Genomic DNA, 26,363 nt, shown 5'->3' with positions numbered 1-26,363 from the left:
GGTCACCGTCCTCATCGCCGAAGGTGATCGCCGAGGCCGGTGCGGTGCCGGCACCGGCCCCGCCGACATCGACGAAATGTCGCGTCCGGCGTACGCTGGCGCTCGGGAGCCGAGAGTCATGAGATGGCGACACGAGAAACAGCCCGTCCTCAGCGACGATGAGCAGATCGGGCGCTACGCCTACGTGCTCGGGAACGTCCCCGCGAGCGTCGCCGACAAGGCCTACGCGGCCGCCTTCGCCGGGTTCCCGGCCGCGCAGCGCGAGGACATCCTCGGGCAGCTGCTGTCGCAGCTGCCGCCGGGAGCGGAGACGCCGCCATCCGACGATCCGCTCGCGTTCGCCTCATTCATGCGCGACCTCATGTCGCGCGATGCCCTGGTGCGCATCCCCAGTGCCGCCGTCTTCGCGGCCGCGTTCGTGGCGAGTCCTCCGGTCGCCGCCTACTTCACGACGGGCGCGGGTTCGGTGAACATGGACCATCAGCCGCCCTGGGTGCACGCACTGGGCGGCCACGAGACCGCGCCCGTCGATGCCGGCAGGGTGCATCACCGCCCCCGGCTGGATATGGGCGACTGGCGCGGGGCCGGCTGACGTCCGCTACGACCGCCGCGCACCGTTGCATAGGAGCCGCGCACCCGCCAGCCCCTCCCCCGGCGCAGCGGTCGCTGGCTAACGTGGGCGCATGTCGGCGGAGACCACGCTTCTGATCCTCGGCGCCTCGGGCGACCTCACCTCACGACTGCTGCTGCCGGCGCTCGGCCAGCTGCTCACCCTCGAGCCGCACCGCCGCATCCGGCTGCGCGGCGCCGGCATCGACGACTGGGACGACGCGCACTGGCGCGAGACCGTGCGGCGCTCGTTCGAGTCGGCTGGATTCGCGGCGGCATTCGACGCGATCGCCGAGACGACCTACCAGCGCGCCGATATCACCGACCCCGGCGACCTCGCTCGCCTGCTGTCCGACCGCGACGGCCGGCTCGCCCTCTACTTCGCCGTACCGCCCGCCGTCACGAAGGCGGCGTGCGAGGCGCTCGTCGGCGTCGAGATCCCCGAGGGGACGGTGCTCGCGCTCGAGAAGCCGTTCGGCGTCGACGAGGTGACCGCCCGCGCGCTCAATGCGACGCTGGAGCGCCTGGTGCCCGAGGCGCAGGTGTTCCGCATCGACCACTTCCTCGGCCGGTCGACGACGCTCAACCTGCTCGGCGTGCGCTTCGCCAACCGCATCTTCGCACCGGTGTGGTCGGCGCAGCACATCGAGTCCGTCGTCATCCGCTACGACGAGACGCTCGGGCTCGAGGGACGTGCCGGCTACTACGACCGGGCCGGGGCCCTCGCCGACATGATCCAGAGCCACCTGCTGCAGGTGATGGCGATCCTCGCGATGGAGCCGCCGGCGACGCTGCACGAGCGCGACTTCCGCGACGCCACCTCGGCCGTGCTGCGCGCGACGCACGTGTGGGGCGGCGATCCCGCGACGGCCTCGCGGCGGGCGCGCTACACCGCCGGCGCCATCGGCGAGCGGCAGCTGCCGTCCTATGCGGACGAGCCCGGCGTCGACGCCGCACGCCAGACCGAGACGCTCGCGGAGCTCGTGTGCGAGGTGCGCAACGAGCGGTGGCGGGGCGTGCCGTTCACGCTGCGCTCGGGCAAGGCGCTCCCCGAGAAGAAGGGCGAGGTCGTCGTGACGTTCCGCCGGGTCAACCACGTGCCGGAAGGGCTCGTCGGCCAGGCGCCAGGATCCGTCCTGCGCTTCTCGCTGGGACCCGACCACATGGACCTCGAGCTCAACGTCAACGGCGGCGACGACCCGTTCGAGCTCGAGCGCGCCACGATCGGGGCCGACCTCGGCGAGGGCGCGCTCAAGGCCTACGGCGAGGTGCTGTCGGGCATCCTCGACGCCGACGCCACCCTCGCGGTGCGCGGCGACGCCGCCGAGGAGTCCTGGCGCATCGTCGATCCCGTGCTGGCCGCCTGGCGCGCCGGCGAGGTGCCGCTCGAGGAGTACCCCGCCGGGTCGCTGGGCCCCGAAGGCTGGCCGGTGCTGCCGTGACGGATGACGGATGCCGCGGGCCGCGGCATCCGTCTCTCGCAGCCGTCAGCCCGCGCCGCCCAGCATCTGCGGCGCCATCTCGCCCACCGCGATGACGTTGCCCGCCGGGTCGCGGAACCACGCGATGTCGGGACCGCCCTCGAAGCCCCGCGAGATGCCCTTCTCGTCGGTGCCGTAGTCCGGATCGGTGTAGATCTTGGTCACCACGCCTCGCGCGTTGAGGTCGTCGACGGCGGAGTCAACGTCGTCGACCTCGAAGTTGAGGATGGTGAAGACGGCCGGCTCGTGGTCCTCCTTCGGGTAGACGAACACGTGGCCGCCGCCGGGGAGGGCGATCGTGAAGCCGCCGCCCATCTCCTCGTAGACGGTCACGTTCAGCCCGAGCGTGTCGCGATAGAAGGCCGCGGCTGCGCCGATGTCGGGTACGGCGAAGCTCGAGAACGGCCGATCGGGTGTGAACATGCCAACCTCCCAGTGTGTGTCCCACGGCAACGATCCTCTTGCCCCGTGGGCGTGTCCAGAGGGGCGTCGCTCACCGTCGGCCGACAGTCGCGCGGCGTAGACTCCGGGCATCCATACGAACAGTGACACCGCAGTGACAGTCAACGGGCGGCCCCGGCCGCTCGCCGGCACGCCCCCGCACGCCTCCGCGCTGGACTGGCTGCGCGGCCTCGGCCTGACCGGCGCGAAGGAGGGCTGCGCCGAGGGCGAGTGCGGCGCGTGCGCGGTGCTGCTGGCCACCCCGACGCCGGACGGCGGCACGTCCTTGACGCCAGTGAACGCGTGCCTGCTGCCGGCCCTCGCGCTGGACGGCCAAGAGGTCGTCACCGCCGAGGGGCTCGGCTCGCCCGACGACCTGCATCCGGTGCAGGAGGAGCTCGCGGCGGCCGGCGGCTCGCAGTGCGGATACTGCACGCCCGGCTTCGTGTGCAGCATGGCCGCCGAGTTCTACCGGCCGGACCGCGCGCCGCAGGAGGCCACCGCCGAGCACGGGCCGAACGGGTTCGACCTGCACGCCATCGGCGGCAACCTCTGCCGCTGCACCGGCTACCGCCCGATCCGCGATGCCGCGTTCGCGCTCGGGATGCCGCAGCCCGGCGACCCGCTCCAGGAGCGGCTCGACGCGCCTGCGCCCGAGGCCGTCGCCACCGATGAAGAGGTGGCGGGCGCGCGCTTCGTGCGGCCGGCGTCCCTCGACGAGGCGCTCGTCCTCCTGCGCGACGAGCCCACCGCGGTCCCGGTGGCGGGATGCACCGACTGGGGCGTCGAGGTGAACCTGCGCGGCGCCCGCGCGCCGATCGTCGTGGCCATCGACCGACTGGCCGAACTGCGCGCCGTCGAGGTGGGCGACGACGTCATCCGGATCGGCGCCGCCGTTGCGCTGTCCGACATCGAGCGCTCCCTCGGTGAGCGCGTGCCGCTCCTCGGGCAGCTGCTCCCCCAGTTCGCGTCGCGGCTGATCCGCAATCGGGCCACCCTCGGCGGCAACCTGGGCACCGCGTCGCCCATCGGGGACGCCGCCCCGGCGCTGCTCGCGCTCGGGGCCGAGGTCGTGCTCGTGTCCGCCGACGGCGGCGAGCGCGCCGTCGACCTGGCGGACTACTTCACGGGCTACCGCACCACCGTCCGGCGCCCGGGCGAGCTCATCCGCGAGGTGCGCATCCCCGCGTCCGGCCACTCGATCACCGCGTTCCACAAGGTCTCGAAGCGGCGCTTCGACGACATCTCGTCGGTGGCGGTCGCGGTCGCGCTCGACCTCGAGGACGGGATCATCGCGCGCTCCCGCATCGGACTGGGCGGCGTCGCCGCCACGCCGCTGCGCGCGTACGCCACCGAGCGGGCGCTCATCGGACGCCCGTGGGACGCCGACACGGCACGGGCGGCCTCCGCCGTGCTCGAGGGCGAGGGCACGCCCATGAGCGACCACCGCGCCGGAGCGGCGTACCGCGCGCGGATGCTCGGCACGGCGCTGCTCGCCCTGCAGGCGGGCGCCGCATCCGGTCCGGCGGAGGTGCCGGCATGAGCGGGCTCGCCGATCGCCCCGAGAACCCCGTGGTCGGCCGGCCGGCCGTGCACGAGAGCGCCGCGCTGCACGTCACCGGCGCCGCCGTGTACACCGACGACCTCGCGGCACGCGCGCACGGCGTGCTCACCGCGTGGCCGGTGGCCTCGACCTCGGCGCACGCCCGGGTGACGCTCGACGTCGGCCCGGCCGCCTCCGTGCCGGGGGTCGTCCGCGTGCTCACCGCCGACGACGTGCCGGGCGTCAACGACGCCGGAGTCAAGCACGACGAGCCGCTCTTCCCGTCCGAGGCGATGTTCCACGGGCACGCGCTGGCGTGGGTGCTCGGCGAGACGCCGGAGGCGGCGCGGCTGGGCGCCGCCGCCGTCGTCGTCTCGTACGAGCCGCTGCCGTCGCTCATCACGGTGCCCGAGGCCATTCAGGCCGGGTCGTTTCAGGGCAAGGCGCTGACGATCGAACGCGGGGACGCGGCATCCGCCCTCTCCTCCTCCGCCGTCGTGCTCGAGGGCGTGAGCGAGTGCGGCGGGCAGGAGCACTTCTCGCTCGAGACCCACGCGGCCTTCGCGGTGCGCGAGCCCGACGGGCGGTACTTCGTCGAATCGTCGACGCAGCACCCGTCCGAGACGCAGGAGATCGTGGCGCACGTGCTCGGCGTCGCGTCGAGCGAGGTGACGGTGCAGTGCCTGCGCATGGGCGGGGGGTTCGGCGGCAAGGAGATGCAGCCGCACGGGTTCGCCGCGATCGCCGCGCTCGGGGCGAAGCTCACCGGCCGCCCGGTGCGGCTGCGTCTCACCCGCGCGCAGGACATCACGATGACCGGCAAGCGGCACCCGTTCCACATGTCGTGGCGCGTCGGCTTCGACGCCGACGGCCGCCTGCAGGCGCTGGAGGCGACGCTGACGTCGGACGGCGGGTGGAGCCTGGACCTGTCGGAGCCGGTGCTCGGCCGCGCCCTGTGCCACGTCGACAACGCCTACTGGATCCCGAACGTGCGCGTGCACGGACGCGTGGCGAAGACGAACAAGCCCTCGAACACCGCGTTCCGCGGGTTCGGCGGGCCGCAGGGCTCGTTCCTGATCGAAGACATCCTGGGCCGCGCGGCTCCCGTGCTGGGGCTCGACCCGCTCGAGCTGCGCGAGAAGAACTTCTACCGCCCCGGGCAGTCCACGCACTACGGGCAGCCGGTGAAGGACGCCGAGCGCATCTCGCTCATCTGGAACCAGCTCCGCGCCGAGAGCGACCTCGACGCCCGGCTGCGCGAGGTCGCGCAGTTCAACGCCGCGCACCCCGATCGCAAGCGCGGGCTGGCGATGACCCCCGTGAAGTTCGGCATCTCGTTCACCTTCACGTCCTTCAACCAGGCCGGCGCGCTCGTCATCGTCTACCGCGACGGCTCGGTGCTCATCAACCACGGCGGCACCGAGATGGGGCAGGGACTGCACACGAAGATGCTGCAGGTCGCCGCGACCGCTCTCGGCGTGGAGCTGCACCAGGTTCGGCTGGCACCCACCCGCACCGACAAGGTGCCCAACACCTCCGCCACGGCGGCGTCGTCGAGCGCCGACCTCAACGGCGGCGCGATCAAGATCGCGTGCGAGGAGATCCGCGGCCGGCTCGCCACCGTCGCCGGGCGCCTGCTCGGCGTCGACGAGCGCGACGTGCGGTTCTCGGGCGGCGAGGTCTTCGCGCTCGGCGGCACCGGGCCGCGTCTGACGTTCGCGGAGGTCGTCGCCGCCGCCTACCTGCAGCGCGTGCAGCTCTTCGCCGCGGGCTACTACCGCACCGAGGGCCTGCACTGGGACGCCGACCGCCAGCAGGGGTCGCCCTTCAAGTACTTCGCCTACGGCTGCGCGGCCACCGAGGTCGAGGTCGACGGGTTCACCGGCGCCTACCGGCTGCGGCGGGTCGACATCGTGCACGACGCCGGCGACTCGCTGTCGCCGCGGCTCGACCTCGGGCAGGTCGAGGGCGGCTTCGTGCAGGGCGTCGGCTGGCTGACGCTCGAGGAGCTGCGGTGGGATGACGGCGACGGCCCCGCCCGCGGCCGCCTGCAGACCCCGTCGGCGAGCACCTACAAGCTGCCGAGCCTGTCCGAGATGCCCGAGGAGTTCCACGTGCGGCTCTTCGACGACGCCCGCGAGGACGGTGCCGTGTACGGCTCGAAGGCCGTCGGTGAGCCGCCGCTCCTGCTCGCCTTCAGCGCCCGCGAGGCCCTCCGGCAGGCGGTCGGGGCGTTCGGCCCGCAGGGACGCAGCGTCGAGCTCGCCTCCCCGACGACACCCGAGGCGGTGTTCTGGGCGGTCGAGGCCGCGCGCGCCGCCGAAGGAAACGGGGCGGAGCCGCGTCAGGCGGAGGCATCGGTCGACGGCAACGGAGGCAAGCCGCGCACGGCGGCGGCATCCGTCGACGACTCCGGCACGAGCGAGACCGGCCTGCTGACGGCGGGCCGCTGAGGCCATGGACTGGCTCGACGCGGTGCAGGCACTGCGTGCCGCGCGAACGCCGGCCGTCATCGTGACGCTGGCGATGGTGCGCGGGCACGCCCCGCGCAACGGCGGCGCGAAGATGGTCGTCTCGCCCGCCGAGGTCTTCGGCACGGTCGGCGGCGGCAACCTCGAGGCGACCGCCGTGTCGCGGGCGCGCGCGATGCTCGAAGCCGGCGCGGCCGAGCCCGACCTGCTCACGCTCACGCTCAGCGACAAGGCGACGACGGACTACGGGGTGCAGTGCTGTGGAGGCGAGGTCACGCTGATGCTGGAACCGGTGCGGGTCGTCCCCTCCATCGCCGTGTTCGGACTGGGCCACGTCGGCCTCGAGCTGGCGCGCATCCTCGCCCGCCAGCACGTCGACCTGCACCTGGTCGACTCCCGCGACACCATGCTGGAGCCCGCCCGGCTCGGCGTGGACGGCGCGCCGGGGCCGCTGGGCGACGCCGTCGCGCACGTCTTCGTGCACCACGCCCCTGTGCCCGAGTCCGTGCTGCCCGAGGTGCCGGCCGGAACGCACGTGCTCGTCATGACCCACGATCACGCCGAGGACCTCGCGATCGTCGATCAGGCCCTGCGCGTCGAGGGCATCGGCTCGATCGGGCTCATCGGCTCGCGTTCGAAGTGGGCCCGCTTCCGCGCGCGATTGACGGATGCCGGGCACGACGACGCCGCGCTGGCCCGCGTCGTGACCCCCATCGGCCTTGCCGAGGTCGCCGGCAAGCAGCCCGCGACGATCGCGGTGAGCGTCGCCGCGCGCCTGCTGCAGCTGATCGAGGAGACCGCCCCCGTCGCGGGTCCCTGAGCCCGCTCTCGCGGCGGGGCTCAGTACTCGATGCGGGTGGCGGTGCGGTGCCACTCCGTGAAGGGGGCGACCCTGAGCTCGTCGGGGAGGGCGACGGATGCCACCGGCATGGCCTCGCGGTGCTCCGGGCCGCCGTCGAAGTACTGGTAGAAGCGGGCGTCGTCGAACCCGGCGGCGGCCGCGTCCTCGCGGTCGGCGGCGAAGTACACGCGGTCCACCCGCGCCCACAGCGCCGCGCCGAGGCACATCGGGCAGGGCTCGCAGCTCGCGTACAGCGTCGCCCCGCTGAGGTCGAACGTGCCGAGCCCCTGGCAGGCGCGCCGGATCGCCGTGACCTCGGCGTGGGCGGACGGGTCGAGGTCGGCGGTCACCCGGTTGACGCCCTCGAACACACGGCCGTCGGCCGACACGACCACGGCGCCGAACGGCCCACCCGCGTTGCGGACGTTCTCGGTCGCGATCTCGATGGCGCGGGCGAGGTGACGGGCCGGTTCCCGGTCGAAGGAGGACACGCTTCACCCTACGAGCGGGCGACGCCGCGCGCACCGCACCGCGCCGCGACCCCGCCCGTCTCGGCGCTCGTCGGGGTCGGTGCCCGGCGTGGCGCCGGGGTCAGCGCTCGACGAGCACGCCGTCCGCGTCGGCCCAGACGTGCCTGCCCGGCGAGAACACCACGCCGGCGATCTCCACCGGCACATCCACCTCGCCGGCGCCGGCCTTGGCGCTCTTGCGGGGATTCGACCCGAGCGCCTTGACGCCGAGGTCGAGCGCCGCGAGCGCGGCACGGTCGCGGACCGCGCCGTGCACGATGATGCCGGACCAGCCGTTCTCGACGGCGGAGCCCGCGATGAGGTCGCCGACGAGCGCCGAATCGAGCGAGCCGCCCCCGTCGACGACGAGCACCGCGCCGTCGCCGGGCGTGGCGAGCACCGACTTCACGAGCGCGTTGTCGCGGTGGCAGCGCACGGTGCGGATCGGCCCGTCGAAGGCCACCCGACCGCCCAGGTCGCACAGCTGCAGCGCGAGCGAGTCCAGCTCGTCGCCGCGCTCGTCGTACAGGTCGGCCGTCGCGGTGGTCATGGGCTCAGGCTATGACGCGGCCGCGCGGCGCGGCATCCGTCATCGGCAGAAGTTCCCGCACCCTTCTGCCGGCCGCAAGAAGCGCCGGACCTCAGCCGGCCGCGGGCGGATTCTCGTCGGGGTGCAGCGTGCTGAAGAACGAGTACGTGTCGCCGTCGGGGTCGGGACCGCGCTCCTTGAACTCGTTGACGAGCTCGTACAGCCGGTGCTGGAACTCCTCCCGGTGCTCGGCGGTGAGCTTGAGGCCGAGCCAGGTGGTGTCGAGGTCGTCGGGATCGATGCCCTCGATCTGCTGCAGGAACGTCTCGATCAGCACCGGCGAGCCGCCCGGCATCGACGTGCGCCACGACAGCCCGGTCGCGCGGTACGGCACCTCGCGGGCGCCCTGCGCGCCGCTGCGCTCGGGCTCGGCGGCGAGGTATCCGGTCTGCACGAGTGTGCGCACGTGATGCAGCATCGTGCCGGGGTTCATGCCGAGCAGCCCGGCGAGCTCCTTGTTGGTGCGCGACTCGAACGCGCACAGTCGCAGCACGCGCAATCGCAGCGGCGAGCTCAGCGCACGCATGCGGGCCTCGGCCTCGGGATCCCCCGCGCGCAGCTCGATGCGCTCCTCGCCGGCGTCCGCCATGCCCTCAGCGTACAAGAGTGATTGACAGCCCTCAATCAGTCGCTCAAACTGATTGACATGTCCCAATCAGACGAGCCGGCGGTGGCGGACGACATCGACGACGGCGTGCGCGCCGAAGCTCGCGCCGAAGCGTCCACCCCCGTCTCGCGCGCCAGCGCCGAGGGCGCGGTGGAGGCGGATCAGGATGCCGCCGCCCCCGCCGCCGCGCGCGCCGCGGCGCCGAAGGGCTCGCTGTGGCGGGACCGCAACTTCCTCACACTGTGGGGCGGCCAGGCCTTCAGCCAGTTCGGCGCCCAGATCACCGAGCTCGCGGTCCCCGTCCTCGCCGTGCTGGCGCTGAACGCCACCGAGTGGGAGGTCGGCCTGCTGAACGCGGCGCAGGTCGCAGCCTTCCTCGTGGTCGGCCTCCCCGCCGGCGCCTGGATCGACCGCATGCGCAAGCGCCGCGTCATGATCTGGGCCGACCTCTTGCGCGCCGTCGCCCTCGCCTCGCTGCCGGTGCTGGCGATCCTCGGCGTGCTCGAGATCTGGCACATGATCGTCGTCGCCCTCGTCATGGGCGTCGCGACCGTCTTCTTCGACGTCTCGTACCAGAGCATCATCCCGTCGCTGGTGCGCTCGAACCAGATCGCGGAGGCGAACGGCAAGCTGCAGTCGACGTACGAGCTCGCCAACATCGCCGGACCCGGCATCGGCGGCTGGCTCATCGGCGTTCTCACGGCGCCACTGGCGATCCTCGCGACCGTCGCGACCTACCTCGTGTCGTTCGTGGCGCTCCTCTTCACCCGCGACCACGAGCAGCTGCGGGCCCCCGAGGACCGCAAGCCGCTCGTCCACGAGATCGGCGAGGGCCTGCGGTGGGTGTTCGGCAACCCGCTGCTGCGACGGATCGTCGGCACCACCGGCGGGGGGAACTTCTTCGGCACGATCGCCACCACGCTTCTGCCGATCTTCCTGCTGCGGGACCTCGGATTCACGCCCGAGATGCTGGGGCTGGTCTTCTCGGTGGGCGCGATCGGCGGCGTCGTGGGCGCCATCGCCACGCCGCGCATCGTCGCCCGGCTGGGTGAGGCCCGCGCGATCCCGGTCAGCGCCATCGCGTTCTGCGTCGCGCCCTTCTTCCTGCCCGTCGCGTCGCTCTTTCCGGCGCTCGCCTTCCCGTTCCTCGCGGTGCAGGGCTTCATCATGAGCTTCACGGTCCTGCTGTACAACATCACGCAGGTGACGTTCCGCCAGCGCATCACCCCACCGCGGCTGCTGGGCCGCATGAACGCGTCGATCCGGTTCGTCGTGTGGGGAGTCATGCCCATCGCCGCACTGCTGGCCGGCGCACTCGGCACCTGGATCGGCACGGTGCCGACGCTGTGGATCGCGGCCGCCGGTCAGCTGCTGGCGTGCCTGTTCGTGGCGATCGGCCCGTTCTGGCGCATGCGGGAGCTGCCCGACGCGCACGCCGAGCACACCGCGCCTCTCGAGAAGCGGGCGGACCGCGCCGAGGACTGACGGCGGAGGATCCGGATGCCGCGGCCCGTCGTGCAGGGGCGGGTCGCGGCATCCGCCCCTGCCGTCGCCTGCAGGGGCGGGTCGCGGCATCCGTATCCCAGGTCCGAAGATCTGGCAATCCGATGCGTTCCGGCGTCCGGGCATGCTTAGGTTGCTCCATGACGGCCCGCATCGTCTCGATCGGCACGGCGGTTCCTCCGACCCGCATCCAGCAGGACGACGTCCGCGCTCTCTTCGCCGCGCAGGACGGCGTGGACCGGCTGACGCGGCGGCGCATCCAGGCCGTGTTCGACGCGTCGGCCATCGAGCGCCGTCACACCGTCGTCGACGAGCTGGCGGCCCTGCCCGGCGTCCTCGACGAGTCCGCCGAGCGCACCTTCCTCGGCGCGGACGGACTGCTTCGTTCCCCCACGACGGGCACCCGCAACGACCTCTACACGCGCCTTGCACCGGGACTCACGGCCGCGGCCGCGCGTACCGCGCTCGCCGACAGCGGGATCGAGGCATCCGCCGTCACACACGTCGTCACCGTCTCGTGCACCGGGTTCTTCGCCCCCGGCCCCGACTACCGGCTGGTCCGCGACCTCGGGCTGCCCACGACGGTGGAGCGCTGCCACCTCGGGTTCATCGGGTGCGCGGCGGCGCTCCCGGCGCTGCGGGTCGCGACCGCCCTCGCGCACACGCGGCCCGACGCCGTCGTGCTGGTGGTGTGCGTGGAGCTCTGCTCCCTGCACGTGCGCGCGTCGTCGGACCCGCAGCAGATCGTCGCGGCATCCGTCTTCGCCGACGGCGCGGCCGCTGCTGTCGTCACGGCAGACGCGGAGATCGGGCGTCCGGGCGGGCTGGAGCTCGAGCGATTCGGGACGGCGCTGACCGACGAGGGCGAGACCGACATGGTCTGGACCATCGGCGACAACGGGTTCGAGATGGTGCTCTCGGCGGAGGTGCCCCGCATCATCGGGCGGGAGATCCGCGGCGCGGTGACGCGCTTCGTCGGCGACGGCGAGCCGCCCGCGGCGTGGGCGGTGCACCCCGGCGGTCGCAGCGTGCTCGACCGGGTCGAGGCGGGGCTGGAGCTCGCCCCCGACGCCCTCGCCGCCTCGCGCACCGTGCTGCGCGAGTACGGCAACATGTCGAGCGCCACGATCCTGTTCATCCTGGCGGCGCTGCTGCGCGACGACGCCCTCGCCGACGGGACGCGGGTCGCGGGGCTCGCCTTCGGTCCCGGCCTGACGGTGGAGTCGGCGCTGCTCACGCGACGGCGGCCCGCCGGCCTGGAGGTCGACCGGGGGTCGCTCGCCATGGCGGCCACGGCATGATGGCGGGCGTCGCCGGGGGCTCGGGGGCTGCGGGGAGCGTGGCGTTTGCGGCGAGCGCGGGAGATCGGGCGTGAGTCTCGCCGTCCGCGACGAGCGGCTCGCCGAGATCATGGACGACCCCGCGTGCGACCCGGAGCGCCTGCGCGCGACGCTGCAGCGCTTCGAGACCGTGAATCGGCTGATCTCGGGATGGGGCACCGTGTACCGCACCATGCTGCGGCCGCACCTCGCCGGACTGGGGCGGCCCGCCCGCGTGCTCGACATCGGGTCGGGTGGCGGCGATCTCGTCGCGCGGCTCGCGTCCGCCGCGCGGAGCGACGGCCTCGACGTGTCGTGGGTCGGCGTCGATCCTGACGCCCGCGCGCACGAGGTCGCGGAGTCGCGCGAGCCGATTCCCGGGGCGACGTTCCGATGCGCGGATGCCGCGACCCTCGTCGACGAGGGCGATCCGTTCGACGCCGTGCTCTCGAACCACGTTCTGCATCATCTCAACGGTGACCTCGAGCGGTTCGCGGCCGAGTCCCGCGCGCTGTCGAGCGGGATCGTGCTGCACAGCGACATCGCCCGCTCCCGCGTCGCCTACGGGCTGTACGCCGTCGGGATCACGCCGTTCCAGGCGGGCACGTTCCTGCGCACGGACGGGCTGCGCTCCATCCGCCGCAGCTACACCCCCGGCGAGCTCGCGGCGCGCCTCGACGACGCCGACCCCGGCGCATGGACCGTGCGGATCCCGGTGCCCTTCCGACTCGTCGCCGCAGCGCAGGGCGATGGCTGACGTCGTCGTCGTCGGGGCCGGGCCGGTGGGCATGCTGCTCGCCGGCGCGCTGCGGCGGCGAGACATCGACGTCGAGGTGCTCGAGCGGCGCCCCGCCGCGGGGGACGGAACGCGGGCCATCGGCATCCATGCACCCGTGCTGTCGACCCTCGAGGCCTCGGGCGTGACGGATCGCCTGCTCGCGCACGCGGTCCGGGTGCATCGCGGGGAGGCGCGCTCGAACGGGCGGCTGCTCGGCACGGTGCGGTTCGACCGGCTTGCGACCCGCTTCCCCTTCGTGGCGACGCTGCCCCAGGCCGCGACCGAGGCCGTGCTCGCGGCCGACGCGCCGGAGCCGCTGCGGGGGGCGAACGTCATGGCGGTGCTGCCGCGCGCGGACGCCGTGGTGGTGCGCGCGGGCATCGGCGGCCGCCCCGTGGAGCTCGAGGCGAAGCTCGTCGTGGTCGCGGCGGGAGCGGGCGGGCGCGACCTCGTCTACCGGCCGGGCGCCGTGCGGCGGCGCGAGTACCCCGACCGCTATCTGATGACGGATGCCGCCACCGGCCACCACGCCGACCCCGACGTCGCGGTGGTGCACCTGGACCGGGACGGCGTGCTGGAGTCGTTCCCCCTCCCGGGCGGCTCGAGACGATTCGTGGCGTGGGACGACCCTCGCGCCGACGACGACCCCGCCGCTCAGGCGCAGCGGCTGCGCGACGCGCTCGCCCGCCGCGGCGAGCACGCCGCGGCGGACGCGGTGCAGACGGCGACGGCCTTCGGCGTGCGCCGGGTCGTGGCGCCCCGGCTGCGCAACGGGCGCATCTTCTCGATCGGCGACGCCGCGCACGAGGTCAGCCCGATCGGGGGCCAGGGCATGAACCTCGGCCTGCTCGACGCCGCGACGCTGGCACCGCTGCTCGCCTCGTGGGTGACGACCGGCTCGGCGCCCGACGTCGAACTGGCGCGCTGGGAGACGCGGCGCCTGCGCTCGGCCCGCCGGGCCGCGGCGCTCGCGTCGATGAACACGGCGCTCGGCCGGCCGCTCCGTGCCGCCGACGCCGCGCGGCGGGCGGGGGTGCGGGCGATGCTCGCGCCGCCGTCGGCGCCGCTCTTCGCCCGCGCGTACGCCATGGGCTTCGACGCGGACGCCGAACGAGGGTGGAGCCGCGGATGAGCGCTGCCCACGCGGCATCCCGTCGCATCGAGCTGACGCTGCACAAGCCCTGGTTCGCGCTCTACGCCGGCGTCAAGCCGACGCTCGTCATCGACGGGCGCGGTCAGCCGACGCAGTGGGGCCTCGGCACGTGGCAGGTCCCCGCCGACCGGACCGTGACGCTCGGCGTCTTCCTCTTCAACCGGCTCTGGCGCTTCGGCCAGGCCGAGTTCACGCTCGAGCCGGACGACCCGCCGGCCGTGGTGTACCGGGCGCCGGTGCTGCCCTTCACCGCCGGCCGGATGCGCACGCCGACGAACAGACCCGCCTAGTCCCGGCGCGGGCCGTCCCCGGGCACCGTCAGCGAGCGCGCACGCCGCTACTCGGTGACGCGTACGCCGCTGGCCGCGCTCTCGTTCCAGACCCGGTCGAGGGCGGTGACCGCGTACGTGTACACCGCGCCGGGCTCGGCGGTCGCATCGACGAATCGCTGCACCACCCCGGGGTGCGCGCGCCGTGTGGCCACGAGGTTGGCGGCATCCTCGGTGTCGAGCGCGGCGACCTGGCCGTCAGCACGATAGACGGCGAAGGACGTCGCGCGGGCGCTCGGGGGTGCGGCATCCGACCACTGCACCGTGACTCCGCCCGCGCCGTGCACGGCGTTCGCGAGCACGGGCGTGCGAAGGTCGCCGGCCGGCAGCCACGGCATCGCCGGCACGATCGCCGGACGCGAGTAGTGGTCGGCGCGCACGATCGACATCGACCCCTTCGGGTCGGCGGGCACGTGCTTGGCAGAGAAGTACACGTTGCCGTGCACGGGGGCGCGCGTCGCGTCGATCTCGCGGTCGAACGTCAGATGGTTCGAGAGCTCGGCCGGATCGGTGAAGACGCCCGAGGTCACCTTGTAGAGCGCCTCGCCGATGTAGAGGTGCGTGCCCGATGTCGCCGCCACGTCGGCCCACCACGGCACCAGCTTCGCGTAGTCTGCGACCGCGAGCCCGAACTGCCAGTAGATCTGGGGGTTGATGTAGTCGAGCCATCCCTCGAGCACCCACTTGCGGGTGTCTGCGAACTGCATGTCGTACGACTGCGAGCCGCCGGTCTCGGAGCCGAGCGGGTCGGTCGTGCGGTTGCGCCAGATGCCGAACGGGCTGATCCCGAACTTCACCCACGGCTTCAGCGCCTTGATGCGCTGAGAGACCGAGTGCACGAACGTGTTCACGTTGTGGCGCCGCCAGTCGGCGATGTCCGCGAAGCCCGCGCCGTGCGCGGCGTAGGTGGCGGCATCCGGAATCGTCTGCCCGGCCACCGGGTAGGGGTAGAAGTAGTCGTCGAAGTGCACGCCGTCGATGTCGTAGTTCTCGACCGAGTGCAGGATCGCCTGCTGGATGTGCTCCTGCGCCTCGGGCAGGCCCGGGTCGAAGTAGAGCTTGCCGCCGTACGCCCAGATCCAGTCCGGATGCACGCGGGCGGGGTGGTCGGGCACGAGTGCCGAGGGGTCGGCACCCATCGACACCCGGTAGGGGTTGTACCAGGTGTGCAGCTCGAGGTTGCGGCGGTGGGCCTCCTCGACGATGAACGCGAGCGGGTCGTAGCCCGGGTCGCGACCCTGCACGCCGGTGAGGTACTGCGACCACGGCTCGAGCGGGCTCGGCCAGAACGCGTCGGCGGTGGGGCGCACCTGCACGAACACCGCGTTCAGGTGGAACTGCTCGGCGACATCGAGCCAGTGGAGGAACTCGGCCTGCTGATCGGCGGCGCTGAGCCCGGTGCGCGACGGCCAGTCGATGTTGACGACCGACGAGATCCACATCGCCCGCAGCTCGCGCTTGCGCGGTGCGAGGGCGGATGCCTCGGCTCCCGCGGTCGCGGCGAGCGCCGGGGCCGGGCTCAGCGTGCCGATCGTGACGGTGAAGGCGGATGCCGCGGCGCCCGCGACAGCGAGGGTGAGGAAGCCGCGCCGGTCGAGGCCGGGCGAGAGCTGGGGTTCGTGGGGCGTGCGGTCGAGGGGCATCGTCGATCCTCCTGGTCGGTTCCTTCTGGAAGATACTTCCAGAACTTATCCGATATGTGAAGGGTTGCTTCCGGACGGGCCCTCAGGCGGCGAGCGCCTCTCCGGAGGCGACGAGCTGCACCGCGAGCAGCAGGGCGGCGAGCATGACGAGCCGGAACAGCAGCCGGCTCGGCGGACGCGTGGCCGCGAGCCACGCGGTCGCGCCGGCGAGGACGACGACCGCGGTGAAGAACACCCACGACACCGGCCGCACGGCGGCGAGGTCTCCTCCGGCGGCGCCGAGCAGCACCGCGACTGCGCCGCCCACGACGCCGATCGCCGCGTCGATGGCCGAGACGCGGGGGCCGAGCCGGTGCGGCAGGCCGCGCACGCCCGTGCGCGCGTCGTCGGCGAGGTCGGGCAGCACGTTGGTGAGGTGCACGGCCGCCCCGAGCGCGGCACCGGCGATCCATGCCCACCCCGGCGCGAACGCCGGGTCGGGCGCCGCGAGTGTCGCCAGTGATGGGAAGAGCCCGAAGCTGACGAGGAACGGCACGATCGACCACGGCGTCGACTTCAGCCCGGCGTTGTACGCCCACGCCGAGCCGAGGGTGAGGGCGTGCGCCGCCAGCATCCGCCATCCGAGCGGTGCCGACAGCACGAGGGCCGCGGCGAGCAGTCCCCCTGCCGCGCCCCACGCCACGCCGAGCCGGACGTCGCCCCGCGCGAGCGGCTTGTCGGTGCGGCCGACCTCCCGGTCGCGCGCGGCGTCGAGCGCGTCGTTGGAGATGCCGATCGACAGCTGGCCGGCGAACACCGCGAGCGTCAGCAGCCCCAGCCGCCAGGGCTCGAGGCCGGTCGCGATCCCCAGCGCCAGGGCGAGCGCCGTCACGACGAGGGTAGGCCCAGGATGCGACGAGCCCCACAGGGCGCGGACGGAGCGCATCCTCGATGCTCTCACGCCCCGCCCCTCGGCCGCGGCGGGCCCGGCTGGGTAGGGCGAGCGCCTCCGCCAGCGGCATCCGTCCCCCTCCACGCAGGCGAAACACCACGAACGCGACGGGACACCACGGGACCGGGCGGTGTCTCGTCGCGTCTGCGGTGTCTCGTCGCGTCTGCGGTGTTTACCCCGGGAGACGCCGGGCGAGAGGCGTGGTATGGGGACTTGCGCCACGGGCTGCGGCATCCGTCCCCCTCCACGCAGGCGAAACACCACGAACGCGACGGGACACCACGGGATCGGGCGGTGTCTCGTCGCGTCTGCGGTGTTTACCCCCGCGCCGCCGCACACCGCCCGCGCCGCGAGGCGCCCGGCGTCAGTCGTCCAGCAGCTCGGCCTCGATCACGTCGTCGTCCTCGGCCACCGGCGGGGCGGATGCCACGGGGCCGTCGCTCGTCAGCACGAGCTGCGAGCCGTCGGCCGCCACGTCGACCCGGACGATGTCGCCGTCGCGCACGCCGCCCGACAGCAGCGCCATCGCGAGGCGGTCCTGGATCTCGGACTGGATGAGGCGGCGCAGCGGCCGGGCACCGAACACGGGGTCGTAGCCGCGCTCGGCGAGCCACGCGCGCGCGTCGGGCGTGACAGCGAGGGTCAGGCGGCGGTCCTTCAACCGCCGCTGCAGGGCGTCGACCGTGAGCTCGACGATCTGGGCCAGGTCGTCCTCGCTGAGCGCCGAGAACATCACGACGTCGTCGAGGCGGTTGAGGAACTCCGGCTTGAACGCCTGCCGCACGATCGCCATGACCGACTCGCGCTTCTGCTCGAACGACAGCGTCGGGTCGATGAGGATCGGCGAGCCGAGGTTCGAGGTGAGAATCAGGATCACGTTCGCGAAGTCGACCGTGCGGCCCTGGCCGTCGGTGAGGCGTCCGTCGTCCATCACCTGCAGCAGCACGTCGAACACCTCGGGGTGGGCCTTCTCGACCTCGTCGAGCAGCACCACCGAGTAGGGGCGCCGCCGCACGGCCTCGGTGAGCTGACCGCCCTGCTCGTAGCCGATGTAGCCGGGAGGGGCGCCGACCAGGCGCGAGACGGTGTGCTTCTCGCCGTACTCCGACATGTCGATGCGCACCATGGCGTGCTCGTCGTCGAAGAGGAAGTCGGCGAGCGCCTTGGCCAGCTCGGTCTTGCCGACGCCGGTGGGACCGAGGAACAGGAACGACCCCGTCGGACGACCCGGGTCGCTGATGCCGGCCCGGCTGCGGCGCACCGCGTCGGCGACGGCCTTCACCGCCGACTTCTGGCCGATGAGGCGCTTGCCGAGCTCGCTCTCGAGGTGCAGCAGCTTCTCGCTCTCGCCCTGCAGCAGACGCCCGACCGGGATGCCGGTCCATGCCGCGATGACGGCGGCGATGTCCTCGTCGGTGACCTGCTCGTTGACCATGCGGTCCTCCGACGACGCGGCCTCGGCCTGCTCGGCCTGCGCGATCTCGACCTGGAGGCGCTTGATCGTCTCGTACTCGAGCTTGGAGGCGCGCGTGTAGTCCGCCTCGCGCAGCGCGCGGTCGCGGTCGATGATCGCCTGGTCGAGCTGCTTCTTCAGCTCGCCGACCCGGTTCAGGCTCGCGCGCTCGCGCTCCCACCGCTTCTCGAGCTCGGAGAGCTCCGCCTCGGCGGTGCCCATCTGCTCGCGCAGCTTCGCCAGCCGCTCCTTCGACGCGGGGTCCTTCTCCTTCTTGAGCGCCAGCTCCTCGAGCCGCATGCGGTCGAGCTGACGGCGCAGCTGGTCGATCTCGAGCGGGCTCGAGTCGATCTCCATCTTCAGGCGGCTCATCGCCTCGTCGATCAGGTCGATGGCCTTGTCGGGAAGCTGACGGGAGGGGATGTAGCGATTGGAGAGGGATGCCGCGGCCACGAGCGCGCCGTCGCTGATGGTCACTCCGTGGTGGGCCTCGTACCGGCCCTTGAGCCCGCGCAGGATCGCCACGGTGTCCTCCACCGACGGCTCGCCGACGTACACCTGCTGGAAGCGACGCTCGAGGGCGGCATCCTTCTCGATGAACTCGCGGTACTCGTTGAGGGTGGTGGCGCCGATGAGGCGCAGCTCGCCGCGCGCGAGCATCGGCTTGAGCATGTTGGATGCCGCGACCGACCCCTCGCCGCCGCCCGCGCCCATGAGCACGTGCAGCTCGTCGATGAACGTGATGATGCGTCCGTCGGACTCGGTGATCTCCTTGAGGACGGCCTTCAGCCGCTCCTCGAACTGGCCGCGGTACATCGCGCCCGCGACGAGCGCGGAGATGTCGAGCGTCACGAGCTCCTTGTTCTTGAGGGACTCCGCGACGTCGCCCGCGACGATCCGCTGGGCGAGGCCCTCGACGACGGCGGTCTTGCCGACGCCGGGCTCGCCGATGAGGACGGGGTTGTTCTTCGTGCGGCGGGTCAGCACCTGGCTGACGCGCCGGATCTCGCTGTCGCGCCCGATGACGGGATCGAGCTTGCCCTGGCGGGCGCGGTCGGTGAGGTTGATCCCGAACTGCTCGAGGGCGCTCTGCGCGTCCTCCTGCCCGGGCTGCTGCGTGGCGTTCATCTGTCTCCCTGAAATCTTGGGACCCGACTTCGCAAAGTTGAGTCGTTGTGACTCAAGTTTACCAGCGCATGCCGACGAGCGCCAGCACCGCTCGGCGCTCAGCGTTCCCGCAGCTCGTCGCGCGCGTCGTCGTACGCCGCGCGGAGGGTCTCGCCGACCCACTCGGAGCCGCGGTACACGTTGCGCTCGCCGATGATCGCGGTGAGACCGCCGGCGTCCAGCTGCGAGATGACCCGATCCGCGGTCGCGACGATCTTGAGCGTCGAGCCGGCATCGCGCAGCTGCGCGGCGAACCGCCGCAGCACCTCGACATGCGACAGCCCGATCTCGTCCGTTCCCCGCAGCCGCACGACGACCACCGAGCCGCTGGACTCCCGACTGACGTCCGGCAGCTGACGCTCGAACACCGGCGCGCTGGCGAAGAAGAGGCTGCCGTACGGCTGGAGCACGAGCACCTCCCCCGCCGGGACGACCGGGGGCGGGTCGCTCTCGCGCATGCGCCCGTCGGGAGACAGATGCACCGCGCACACCCGCACGCTGTTGGACTGCTCGGCGACGTAGAGGATCACGCCGAGCCCGACCCCCACCAGCACCGCGAACTGCAGCGGGATGATCAGGGTGAGGCCGAAAGTGACGGCCATGACAGTGGTGGGCAGCGCACCCGATTTCATCACCGAGTACACGCGGCTCGGCTTGATGGCCCGCCAGCCGACCACGATCAGCAGGCCGGCGAGGGCGGGCATCGCCACGAACGCGACGACATCGGCCGCGAGGAAGACGACGAGCGCCATGACGACGCCCGCGATGAAGAGCGCCATCCGCGACTTCGCGCCGGCCTGCAGGATGAGCGACGAGCCCGACATCGACCCGCCCACGGGCATGCCCTGGAACAGCCCCGACACCACGTTGCCCAGCCCCTGCCCGAGGAAGTCGCGGTTGGCGTCGGCGCGCTTCCCGCTGGGCGTCGGGATCCCCGCCGAGACCGCCGCGCCCTGCACGAGCCCGATGAAGGTCAGCGAGAGCGCGGGGATCACCAGCGACGGCACGTCGGCGATGCTGGGCAGCACCGGCGCCGGCAGGCCCCGCGGCACGTCGACGATGTCGCGCAGCAGCACGACCTCGCCGCGCACCCAGAGGTTCAGCAGCACCGCGCAGACCGATCCGACGACGACGGCGATGACGAGCCCCATGCTGCCCACCCGCGTCGGCAGCAGCACCACGATCACGAGCACCGAGATCGCGCCGACGACGAGCGAGGGGATGTTCCACTGCCCGATGTGCACCAGCACGTCGAGGGTCTTGAGCAGACGGTTGGCGCCCTCCGCCTGGTAGCCGGTGAAGTTCGACAGCTGGCCGAGGACGATGTTGACGCCGATGGCCGTGACGAAGCCCGTCATCACCGCGGTCGGCACGAAGCTGATCAGGCGCCCGCCGCGGAGGAGCCCCGCGATCGCCATGATGATGCCGGTGAGGATCGCGAGGGTGAAGAGGCCACGGCCGGGGTCGGGCAGCCGGTCGAGCTCGGCGTCCGAGACCACGAGCGCCATGGCGCTGGTGGCCTGGACCGCCATGAAGGCGCTGCTGGTCAGCGCGGCCGCACCCACCATCCCGAACAGGTAGCCGTAGAGCCCGGCCAGCGGGTTCACGCCGGCGAGCAGGCCCGCCGCGAGCCCGTCGGGCACCGCCTCGACGCCGAGGATCACCCCGGCGACGGCATCCTTGCGGAGAGTCGCGCGCGAGAACCACGTGCGCGGGTCGAGCGGCATTCGCCCACGGTAGCGAAGGCCACCGCCCTGCGGTCGGGCCGACCCCCGGCCGGGGCACCGCGGGACGAATTTCACGCGACCTGTGTGACGAGGTCTCTTCCCAGGGTTCTCCCAGGCTCGCTAGCGTGTCGATCGACGCAAGCCTCCGGCTCGCGCCGCAGTCCGGCACCCTCGCCGCCACGAAAGGACGCTCACATGACCGACAACGACACCACCGTCACGGGATGGGTGGGCTGGGGCGTCTTCGCCGCCGTGGTCCTCATCATCGCCGGCACGATCGACGCCTTCCACGGCCTCCAGGCCCTGATCGGCCCCGACACCGCGTTCTTCGTCGGCGAGTCGGCGCTGTTCTCCCTCGACATCCAGTCGTGGGGCTGGTGGCACCTCATCATCGGCCTGCTGCTGATCCTGACCGGCATCGCGCTGCTCACCGGAGCGACGTGGGCGCGGGTCGTGGCCATCATCCTCGTCTCGCTCAACGCGATCGGTCAGCTGACCCTCATCGCCGCGCAGCCGTGGCTGTCGCTCGCGGTCCTCGCGCTCGACGTCCTGGTGATCTACGCGCTCACGGTCCACGGTCGCGAGCTGAAGGGCTACGCCCGCTGAGCCGCGCCCGGTGGCCTGACGCCCTGCGCGTCAGGCCACCGGCTCGAGAACGGATGCCTCGGCCACCGCTTCGGCGGCGGCCGGGGCATCCGTCATCGCGGCGTCGCCGCACTCCTCGTCGAGGTTGCAGGCGAAGCGTGCGCGGTACGCCGTCGGCGTGATGCCGAGCACGCGCGCGAAGTTCTGCCGCAGCACGGCGGCCGAGCCGAAGCCGGACTCGTACGCGATGCGGTCGAGCCCGAGGTCGGTCTTCTCGAGGAGGCGCTGCGCGTGGATGATGCGCTGACGCGCGAGCCACGCGGCCGGCGTCGCGCCGTGGTCGGCCTTGAAGCGGCGGGCGAACGTGCGCGGCGACATGTGCGCCTTGGCGGCGAGCTGGTCGACGGTGAGCTCGAGACGCAGGTTGTCGAGCATCCAATCGGTCACCGGCGCGAGCGAAAGCGACGTCGTGGCGGGCAGCGGGTTGGCGATGAACTGCGCCTGTCCGCCGTCGCGCTGCGGCGGCACCACCATGCGGCGGGCGATGATGTTCGTCAGCTCGGCGCCGAGCTCCTGGCGCAGCAGGTGCAGGCACGCGTCGAGGCCGGCGGCTGTGCCGGCGCTGGTGATGATGCGGCCGTCCTGCACGTAGAGGACGTCGGGGTCGACGTCGATGGACGGGTACATCTCCTTCATCTTCTGCGCGTACATCCAGTGGGTGGTCGCGCGTCGCCCGTCGAGCACCCCTGAGGCGGCGACGACGAACGACCCGCTGCAGACGCTGAGCACCCACGCGCCGCGGGCGACCGCCGCGCGGATCACGTCGAGCACGCGCTCGTCGATGCGGCCCCAGTACTGATGCGGAACCGGCGACACGACGACGAGGTCCGCCTCGTAGGCGAAGGACAGGTCCTCATGGACGTTGATCGAGAAGCCCATCTTGGACTCCACGACCCCGGGATCGGGAGTCACGACGCGGAAGTCGAAGCTGGGGATGCCGTCCTCGGAGCGGTCGAGGCCGAAGGCCTCGCACGCGACGCCGAACTCGAACGGGGCGAACCCGTCCGTCACGATGCAGGCGACCGTCTTCATCTCGATCCCTCGTCTCATCTCGTCCGCCGCGCCAGATCTGGCGTGGCAGTTTTCGTTCGTTGTATGTCCATCCTGCCACTCGTGGCAGTTACAGCGCAAGCGTAGCGTTTCTGCCATGTTCATGGTGATTCTCATCTCAGCCCTGTCCGTGGCGGCCATCGGGTCGACGATCGCCGCCCTCCGCACCGACGGCTACCGTCGGATTCCCACCGACCGCACCCGCCTTCCCTGACACCGCCGCGCGGATCCCGCTCCCCGGTCTCTGAGGGGCGGGCACCGCGCGCGGACCGTTCAGGCGGTGACGCGCTCGTAGACGGCGATCATCGCCGCGGTCCGCGACGACTGGCGGAAGCGCTCGCGCATCGTTGGGTCGGGGATGCGCGCGGTTCCGGCGGCGATGTCCGATGCCGCCTGCCGCAGCGCGGCCGCGAGCGCGGCCGTCGACGCGTCCGCCGTGACGCCGTCCCCCGCCGTCCAGTGGCCCGACTCGAGCTCGGCGGCCAGATCGGGGTCGCTCACGACGGCGGGCGTGCCGAGCGAGGCCGCCTCGAAGATCGTCATCCCCTGCGTCTCGAAGCCGATGGAAGTCTGCACGACCGCGTCGGCGGCGGCGATCCGCCGCAGTGTCTGCGGGTACGGCATCCGTCCCGCGAACGTCACGGACGCGCGAGGCCGCAGCTTCTCGACGAGCCGCCGCGCCGCACGGAGCTGGCCGCCGCCGCCGATGATCTCGATGTCGGCGTCGATGCCCGACGCGGCCACCGCCTCGAGGAAAGGCAGCAGGCGCTTCTCGGGGCTCATCCGGCCCAGCCAGACCAGCCGCGGCCGGCCGGGGGCGCGCTCCGTCTCGCCGGCGAGGACCTCGTCGAGCACGTCGTCGTCGATGCCGTTCCAGATCACGTCGACCATGGGCGGAGTCGGCGCCGCCTCCAGGTGAGGCAGGACGCCGCGGCGCCCGGCGGGAACCGCCCCGTGCGCCTCGAGCCGCCGGGCGAAGTGCGACGAGGGTGCAGTGACGGCATCCGACCGGAGCGCGAACCGGCGCAGGTACGACCAGCCGTCGCGGCCGGCCGGCTTCGCCTCGCCGGCGACGCCGAGGGCGCGGCGCTGCCAGGCGTTGAGCACGCGAAGCACGGTCTTCGGGAAGGGCGCGGTCGCCTCGATGCCGACGTCGACGCGGTTGTGCATGGTGTGCACCACCGGCAGCCCGTGACGCTGCGCGTACCGGTGCCCGATAAGGGCGCCCCAGAAGTCGGCCTGCACGTGCACCACATCCACCGGCGGGCGCCCGGTCGTCTCGCCGAGGCGGCGGAGGGCGGCATCCAGCCATCGATCGGTGCGCCGGCCCGGCCACGACATCGAGTACTCGCGATCGACCGTGATCGGGATCGACGGCAGGTCGACGTACGAGGGATCGGATGCCTCCGCCCGAGCCCGCGGCCGGTGCATCGCCGGCGCGACCAGCGTGACGGTGTGGCCGGCCCTCTCGAGGAAGCGGCGCTGCAGCCGCATCGACACCTGCGCCCCGCCGAGCGACTCGACGTGCTGGTCGCCGAACATCAGGACGTGCACGGTGCGCTACTCCGGCAGCGGCTCGTCGCGGTACAGCGCCTCGAACGTGTCGAGCGTGCGGCGCATGTCATGCACCTTGACCCCCTCCAGCGAGGCCTGCTGCATGCGCAGGCGCTCCTCGGGCGACTGGGTGAGCACGGTCGTGAGCTTGGCCGCGAGGTCGTCCACGTCGCCGGGGCGGAAGAGGTAGCCGTTCTCGCCGTCGTGGACGAGGTGCGGGAGCGCGACGGCGTCGGCCGCGACGACGGGCAGTCCCGACGCCATCGCCTCCATCGTGGCGATGGACTGCAGCTCGGCGATCGAGGCGATCGCGAACACGCTCGCGTTCGACAGCAGCGACCGCAGCTCCTCGTCGCTGGTGTGCCCGTGGAAGTGCACGCGCTCCGTCAGGCCGAGCTCCTCGGTGAGCTGCTCGAGGTTGCGGCGCTGATCGCCGCTGCCGACGATGTCGAAGCGCACGTCGAGGGCGGGGTCCAGGGCGGCGATCGCGCGCAGGATGACGTCGATCTGCTTCTCGGTGGTGAGGCGTCCGACGAAGACGATCCGGTGCGCGTCGCGGGGCGTGAAGTCGGCGGTGTAGTTCGACGCGTCGATGCCGCAGCTGATGGGGATGACGCCCTTGATGTCGATGGTCGACTCGAGGAAGTCCGCCGCCTTGCGCGTCGGCGTGGTGACCGCGCGCGTCAGGTCGAACGTGCGCTTCGCGTCAGCCCACGCAAGCTTGACGAAGCGCTTGTTCAGCACGTCGGGCAGCGTCGTGAAGTCGAGGATGTTCTCGGCCATCACGTGGTTGGTCGCCACGATCGGGATGCCGCGCTTGGTCGCCTCGCGCGACAGGCCGCGGCCGATGACGATGTGGGACTGGATGTGCACGACATCGGGCTTCACCTGGTCGAGCACGCGCCGGGCGTAGTGCTTCGACCGGAACGGCATGACGAAGGTGAGCCAGTCGTGCGGGTACCAGCGCCACGACGGCAGCCGGTGCATCCTCATCGGCTGGCCCTCGATCACCTCGGTGAAGGTGCCGTGCTCGCGGTGCGTCTTGCTGGGGGCCATCACGTGCACCTCGTGCCCGCGGGACACCAGGCCGGCGGCGAGGCGCTCGGCGAACCGCGCCGCGCCGTTCACGTGCGGCAGGAAGGTGTCGGCGCCGATGAGGATCTTCAGCGCGCGCGGGGGCGCGGCATCGGCGGACGTGTCGTCGGGCGTCGCAGGATCGGTCACGGGATTGGGCCTGTCTGTGCGGCGGGGGGCGCGGTGGCGGGGGTGGGACACACGCGGGCTCCACTGTACCCGAGGGGTCTCCCGGACCTCCCCAGGAACGCGCCAGACGGCCCACGTACGCTGGGGGCATGCCCCGACTGCAGGCCGACGCCGACCCCAGCCTCTGGGTTCCCGTGACCGAATCCCTCGGCTTCCGCGGCCGCCGCCATCGCAAGGCGGCCATCCGGATGCTGCTCGGCCAGGCGCAGACCGCGCTCGGCGGCGCCGCGGGGACCGCCCTCCCCGGTCCCGCGGGCGACGCGCGCACCGGCGCGCGGCCGGGGAGCGGCATGGCGGCGTGGGCGATGAGCCAGGCCGCGCCGTTCCTCATGCGCAGGGCCGCCGGCAGGGTGCTCGTCTGGGTGTGGAAGGCCGACGCCGAGCTGGTCGTCGTGATGGCCCAGATCCAGCAGGCGACCAACGACCTGCGGGCCGCGCGCGCGATGATGCCGATGGAGTACGACGACACCGAATCGTTCCGCAACCCGTACCTCGGCGTCGGGGAGAAGCTCGAGATGTCGCTGCCGTCCGATCCGCGCACGCCCCCGTTCGCCACCTACACGTGGGACACCGGCACGCACTTCATCACCGTCAACGCCGTGTGCTCCGACCGGGCGCGGTTCGGTACCGTGATCGGCAGCGTCGACGACCTCGCCCGCACCGTCCGCGTCGTCGACGACCTCGCGGTGGGCGAGTCGCCCGACGTGCTGCGCATCGAGCCCAGGAACTGACCCGACGAGGCCGAACCCGAGGAGCG

The 26,363-nt window shown here is 72.5% G+C and carries 23 protein-coding genes; 12 read left to right on the top strand and 11 right to left on the bottom strand.

The window, feature by feature from the left end; genetic code table 11:
• Positions 1-118 precede the first annotated feature (118 nt).
• Complete coding sequence (locus tag V6R91_RS03500; RefSeq protein ID WP_336394195.1) at positions 119-592, top strand: hypothetical protein; 474 nt, start codon at positions 119-121, stop codon at positions 590-592.
• A 91-nt stretch (positions 593-683) separates the two neighbouring features.
• Positions 684-2,051 (top strand): glucose-6-phosphate dehydrogenase, encoded by a 1,368-nt coding sequence (locus V6R91_RS03495; protein ID WP_336394194.1) that lies wholly within the window; start codon positions 684-686, stop codon positions 2,049-2,051.
• A 45-nt stretch (positions 2,052-2,096) separates the two neighbouring features.
• On the opposite strand, the gene V6R91_RS03490 is transcribed toward V6R91_RS03495, so the two are convergent.
• A complete protein-coding gene (locus tag V6R91_RS03490) occupies positions 2,097-2,513 on the bottom strand; it encodes a VOC family protein (protein ID WP_336394193.1) in 417 nt (138 codons plus the stop codon).
• A 133-nt stretch (positions 2,514-2,646) separates the two neighbouring features.
• Here V6R91_RS03490 and V6R91_RS03485 point away from each other — a divergent pair, with 133 nt between their 5' ends.
• From V6R91_RS03485 to xdhC, 3 genes are read left to right on the top strand one after another with little or no spacing between them, the layout of a single operon-like run.
• Complete coding sequence (locus V6R91_RS03485; RefSeq protein ID WP_336394192.1) at positions 2,647-4,074, top strand: xanthine dehydrogenase small subunit; 1,428 nt, start codon at positions 2,647-2,649, stop codon at positions 4,072-4,074.
• Positions 4,071-6,527 (top strand): xanthine dehydrogenase molybdopterin binding subunit, encoded by a 2,457-nt coding sequence (gene xdhB / locus V6R91_RS03480; protein WP_336394191.1) that lies wholly within the window; start codon positions 4,071-4,073, stop codon positions 6,525-6,527. Before V6R91_RS03485 ends, xdhB begins: the two co-directional genes overlap by 4 nt.
• 4 nt (positions 6,528-6,531) lie before the next feature.
• Positions 6,532-7,365 (top strand): xanthine dehydrogenase accessory protein XdhC, encoded by an 834-nt coding sequence (gene xdhC, locus V6R91_RS03475; protein ID WP_336394190.1) that lies wholly within the window; start codon positions 6,532-6,534, stop codon positions 7,363-7,365.
• Between the two features lie 20 nt (positions 7,366-7,385).
• Here xdhC and V6R91_RS03470 read toward each other — a convergent pair whose 3' ends face one another.
• The 3 genes from V6R91_RS03470 to V6R91_RS03460 form a co-directional block, all read right to left on the bottom strand.
• Entirely contained in the window at positions 7,386-7,877 is a 492-nt protein-coding gene (locus tag V6R91_RS03470; RefSeq protein ID WP_336394189.1) for a nucleoside deaminase, read from the bottom strand.
• A 100-nt stretch (positions 7,878-7,977) separates the two neighbouring features.
• Positions 7,978-8,445 carry a ribonuclease E activity regulator RraA gene (rraA, locus tag V6R91_RS03465; protein ID WP_336394188.1) on the bottom strand — a complete coding sequence of 156 codons (468 nt, stop codon included), beginning with the start codon at positions 8,443-8,445 and terminating at the stop codon, positions 7,978-7,980.
• A 91-nt stretch (positions 8,446-8,536) separates the two neighbouring features.
• Entirely contained in the window at positions 8,537-9,073 is a 537-nt protein-coding gene (locus V6R91_RS03460) for a winged helix-turn-helix domain-containing protein (protein ID WP_336394187.1), read from the bottom strand.
• A 57-nt stretch (positions 9,074-9,130) separates the two neighbouring features.
• Between V6R91_RS03460 and V6R91_RS03455 the strand changes: the two genes are divergently transcribed.
• The 5 genes from V6R91_RS03455 to V6R91_RS03435 all read left to right on the top strand — a co-directional run bounded on the left by V6R91_RS03455 (position 9,131) and on the right by V6R91_RS03435 (position 14,134).
• Complete coding sequence (locus V6R91_RS03455) at positions 9,131-10,576, top strand: MFS transporter (protein ID WP_336394186.1); 1,446 nt, start codon at positions 9,131-9,133, stop codon at positions 10,574-10,576.
• 158 nt (positions 10,577-10,734) lie between these two features.
• Positions 10,735-11,895 (top strand): type III polyketide synthase, encoded by a 1,161-nt coding sequence (locus V6R91_RS03450; protein WP_336394185.1) that lies wholly within the window; start codon positions 10,735-10,737, stop codon positions 11,893-11,895.
• Positions 11,896-11,965: 70 nt separating this feature from the next.
• Positions 11,966-12,670: a methyltransferase domain-containing protein gene (locus tag V6R91_RS03445; RefSeq protein WP_336394184.1), complete on the top strand. Its 705-nt coding sequence runs from the start codon at positions 11,966-11,968 to the stop codon at positions 12,668-12,670.
• Positions 12,663-13,823 carry an FAD-dependent oxidoreductase gene (locus tag V6R91_RS03440; RefSeq protein WP_336394183.1) on the top strand — a complete coding sequence of 387 codons (1,161 nt, stop codon included), beginning with the start codon at positions 12,663-12,665 and terminating at the stop codon, positions 13,821-13,823. The genes V6R91_RS03445 and V6R91_RS03440 overlap by 8 nt, the downstream gene beginning before the upstream one ends.
• Positions 13,820-14,134 (top strand): hypothetical protein, encoded by a 315-nt coding sequence (locus V6R91_RS03435; protein ID WP_336394182.1) that lies wholly within the window; start codon positions 13,820-13,822, stop codon positions 14,132-14,134. Before V6R91_RS03440 ends, V6R91_RS03435 begins: the two co-directional genes overlap by 4 nt.
• 47 nt (positions 14,135-14,181) lie before the next feature.
• Here V6R91_RS03435 and V6R91_RS03430 read toward each other — a convergent pair whose 3' ends face one another.
• The 4 genes from V6R91_RS03430 to V6R91_RS03415 form a co-directional block, all read right to left on the bottom strand.
• Positions 14,182-15,816: a glycoside hydrolase family 10 protein gene (locus tag V6R91_RS03430; RefSeq protein ID WP_336394181.1), complete on the bottom strand. Its 1,635-nt coding sequence runs from the start codon at positions 15,814-15,816 to the stop codon at positions 14,182-14,184.
• 82 nt (positions 15,817-15,898) lie between these two features.
• Complete coding sequence (locus V6R91_RS03425) at positions 15,899-16,741, bottom strand: UbiA family prenyltransferase (RefSeq protein ID WP_336394180.1); 843 nt, start codon at positions 16,739-16,741, stop codon at positions 15,899-15,901.
• Between the two features lie 370 nt (positions 16,742-17,111).
• Positions 17,112-19,328: an ATP-dependent Clp protease ATP-binding subunit gene (locus tag V6R91_RS03420; RefSeq protein WP_336394179.1), complete on the bottom strand. Its 2,217-nt coding sequence runs from the start codon at positions 19,326-19,328 to the stop codon at positions 17,112-17,114.
• Between the two features lie 98 nt (positions 19,329-19,426).
• Positions 19,427-21,094 carry a SulP family inorganic anion transporter gene (locus tag V6R91_RS03415; protein WP_336394178.1) on the bottom strand — a complete coding sequence of 556 codons (1,668 nt, stop codon included), beginning with the start codon at positions 21,092-21,094 and terminating at the stop codon, positions 19,427-19,429.
• 195 nt (positions 21,095-21,289) lie between these two features.
• Between V6R91_RS03415 and V6R91_RS03410 the strand changes: the two genes are divergently transcribed.
• Complete coding sequence (locus V6R91_RS03410) at positions 21,290-21,700, top strand: DUF7144 family membrane protein (protein ID WP_336394177.1); 411 nt, start codon at positions 21,290-21,292, stop codon at positions 21,698-21,700.
• Between the two features lie 30 nt (positions 21,701-21,730).
• Here V6R91_RS03410 and V6R91_RS03405 read toward each other — a convergent pair whose 3' ends face one another.
• The 3 genes from V6R91_RS03405 to V6R91_RS03395 form a co-directional block, all read right to left on the bottom strand.
• Positions 21,731-22,771 (bottom strand): GlxA family transcriptional regulator, encoded by a 1,041-nt coding sequence (locus V6R91_RS03405; protein ID WP_336394176.1) that lies wholly within the window; start codon positions 22,769-22,771, stop codon positions 21,731-21,733.
• A gap of 291 nt (positions 22,772-23,062) precedes the next feature.
• Positions 23,063-24,343, bottom strand: coding sequence for a glycosyltransferase family 4 protein (locus V6R91_RS03400; RefSeq protein WP_336394175.1), 1,281 nt, complete (start codon positions 24,341-24,343; stop codon positions 23,063-23,065).
• A gap of 6 nt (positions 24,344-24,349) precedes the next feature.
• Complete coding sequence (locus V6R91_RS03395) at positions 24,350-25,567, bottom strand: glycosyltransferase (RefSeq protein WP_336394174.1); 1,218 nt, start codon at positions 25,565-25,567, stop codon at positions 24,350-24,352.
• 128 nt (positions 25,568-25,695) lie between these two features.
• Here V6R91_RS03395 and V6R91_RS03390 point away from each other — a divergent pair, with 128 nt between their 5' ends.
• Positions 25,696-26,337: a hypothetical protein gene (locus V6R91_RS03390; RefSeq protein ID WP_336394173.1), complete on the top strand. Its 642-nt coding sequence runs from the start codon at positions 25,696-25,698 to the stop codon at positions 26,335-26,337.
• The last annotated feature ends 26 nt before the right edge of the window (positions 26,338-26,363 follow it).

This window comes from Microbacterium sp. CCNWLW41 (assembly GCF_037083505.1).
This window is presented reverse-complemented; position numbering and strand designations above follow the sequence as displayed.

Coding starts and splice junctions, on each gene's coding strand:
- V6R91_RS03500 (WP_336394195.1), top strand. CDS start 119: ATGAGATGGCGACACGAGAAACAGCCCGTCCTCAGCGACGATGAGCAG.
- V6R91_RS03495 (WP_336394194.1), top strand. CDS start 684: ATGTCGGCGGAGACCACGCTTCTGATCCTCGGCGCCTCGGGCGACCTC.
- V6R91_RS03490 (WP_336394193.1), bottom strand. CDS start 2,513: ATGTTCACACCCGATCGGCCGTTCTCGAGCTTCGCCGTACCCGACATC.
- xdhB (WP_336394191.1), top strand. CDS start 4,071: ATGAGCGGGCTCGCCGATCGCCCCGAGAACCCCGTGGTCGGCCGGCCG.
- xdhC (WP_336394190.1), top strand. CDS start 6,532: ATGGACTGGCTCGACGCGGTGCAGGCACTGCGTGCCGCGCGAACGCCG.
- rraA (WP_336394188.1), bottom strand. CDS start 8,445: ATGACCACCGCGACGGCCGACCTGTACGACGAGCGCGGCGACGAGCTG.
- V6R91_RS03460 (WP_336394187.1), bottom strand. CDS start 9,073: ATGGCGGACGCCGGCGAGGAGCGCATCGAGCTGCGCGCGGGGGATCCC.
- V6R91_RS03455 (WP_336394186.1), top strand. CDS start 9,131: ATGTCCCAATCAGACGAGCCGGCGGTGGCGGACGACATCGACGACGGC.
- V6R91_RS03450 (WP_336394185.1), top strand. CDS start 10,735: ATGACGGCCCGCATCGTCTCGATCGGCACGGCGGTTCCTCCGACCCGC.
- V6R91_RS03440 (WP_336394183.1), top strand. CDS start 12,663: ATGGCTGACGTCGTCGTCGTCGGGGCCGGGCCGGTGGGCATGCTGCTC.
- V6R91_RS03435 (WP_336394182.1), top strand. CDS start 13,820: ATGAGCGCTGCCCACGCGGCATCCCGTCGCATCGAGCTGACGCTGCAC.
- V6R91_RS03430 (WP_336394181.1), bottom strand. CDS start 15,816: ATGCCCCTCGACCGCACGCCCCACGAACCCCAGCTCTCGCCCGGCCTC.
- V6R91_RS03425 (WP_336394180.1), bottom strand. CDS start 16,741: ATGCGCTCCGTCCGCGCCCTGTGGGGCTCGTCGCATCCTGGGCCTACC.
- V6R91_RS03420 (WP_336394179.1), bottom strand. CDS start 19,328: ATGAACGCCACGCAGCAGCCCGGGCAGGAGGACGCGCAGAGCGCCCTC.
- V6R91_RS03415 (WP_336394178.1), bottom strand. CDS start 21,094: ATGCCGCTCGACCCGCGCACGTGGTTCTCGCGCGCGACTCTCCGCAAG.
- V6R91_RS03410 (WP_336394177.1), top strand. CDS start 21,290: ATGACCGACAACGACACCACCGTCACGGGATGGGTGGGCTGGGGCGTC.
- V6R91_RS03405 (WP_336394176.1), bottom strand. CDS start 22,771: ATGAAGACGGTCGCCTGCATCGTGACGGACGGGTTCGCCCCGTTCGAG.
- V6R91_RS03390 (WP_336394173.1), top strand. CDS start 25,696: ATGCCCCGACTGCAGGCCGACGCCGACCCCAGCCTCTGGGTTCCCGTG.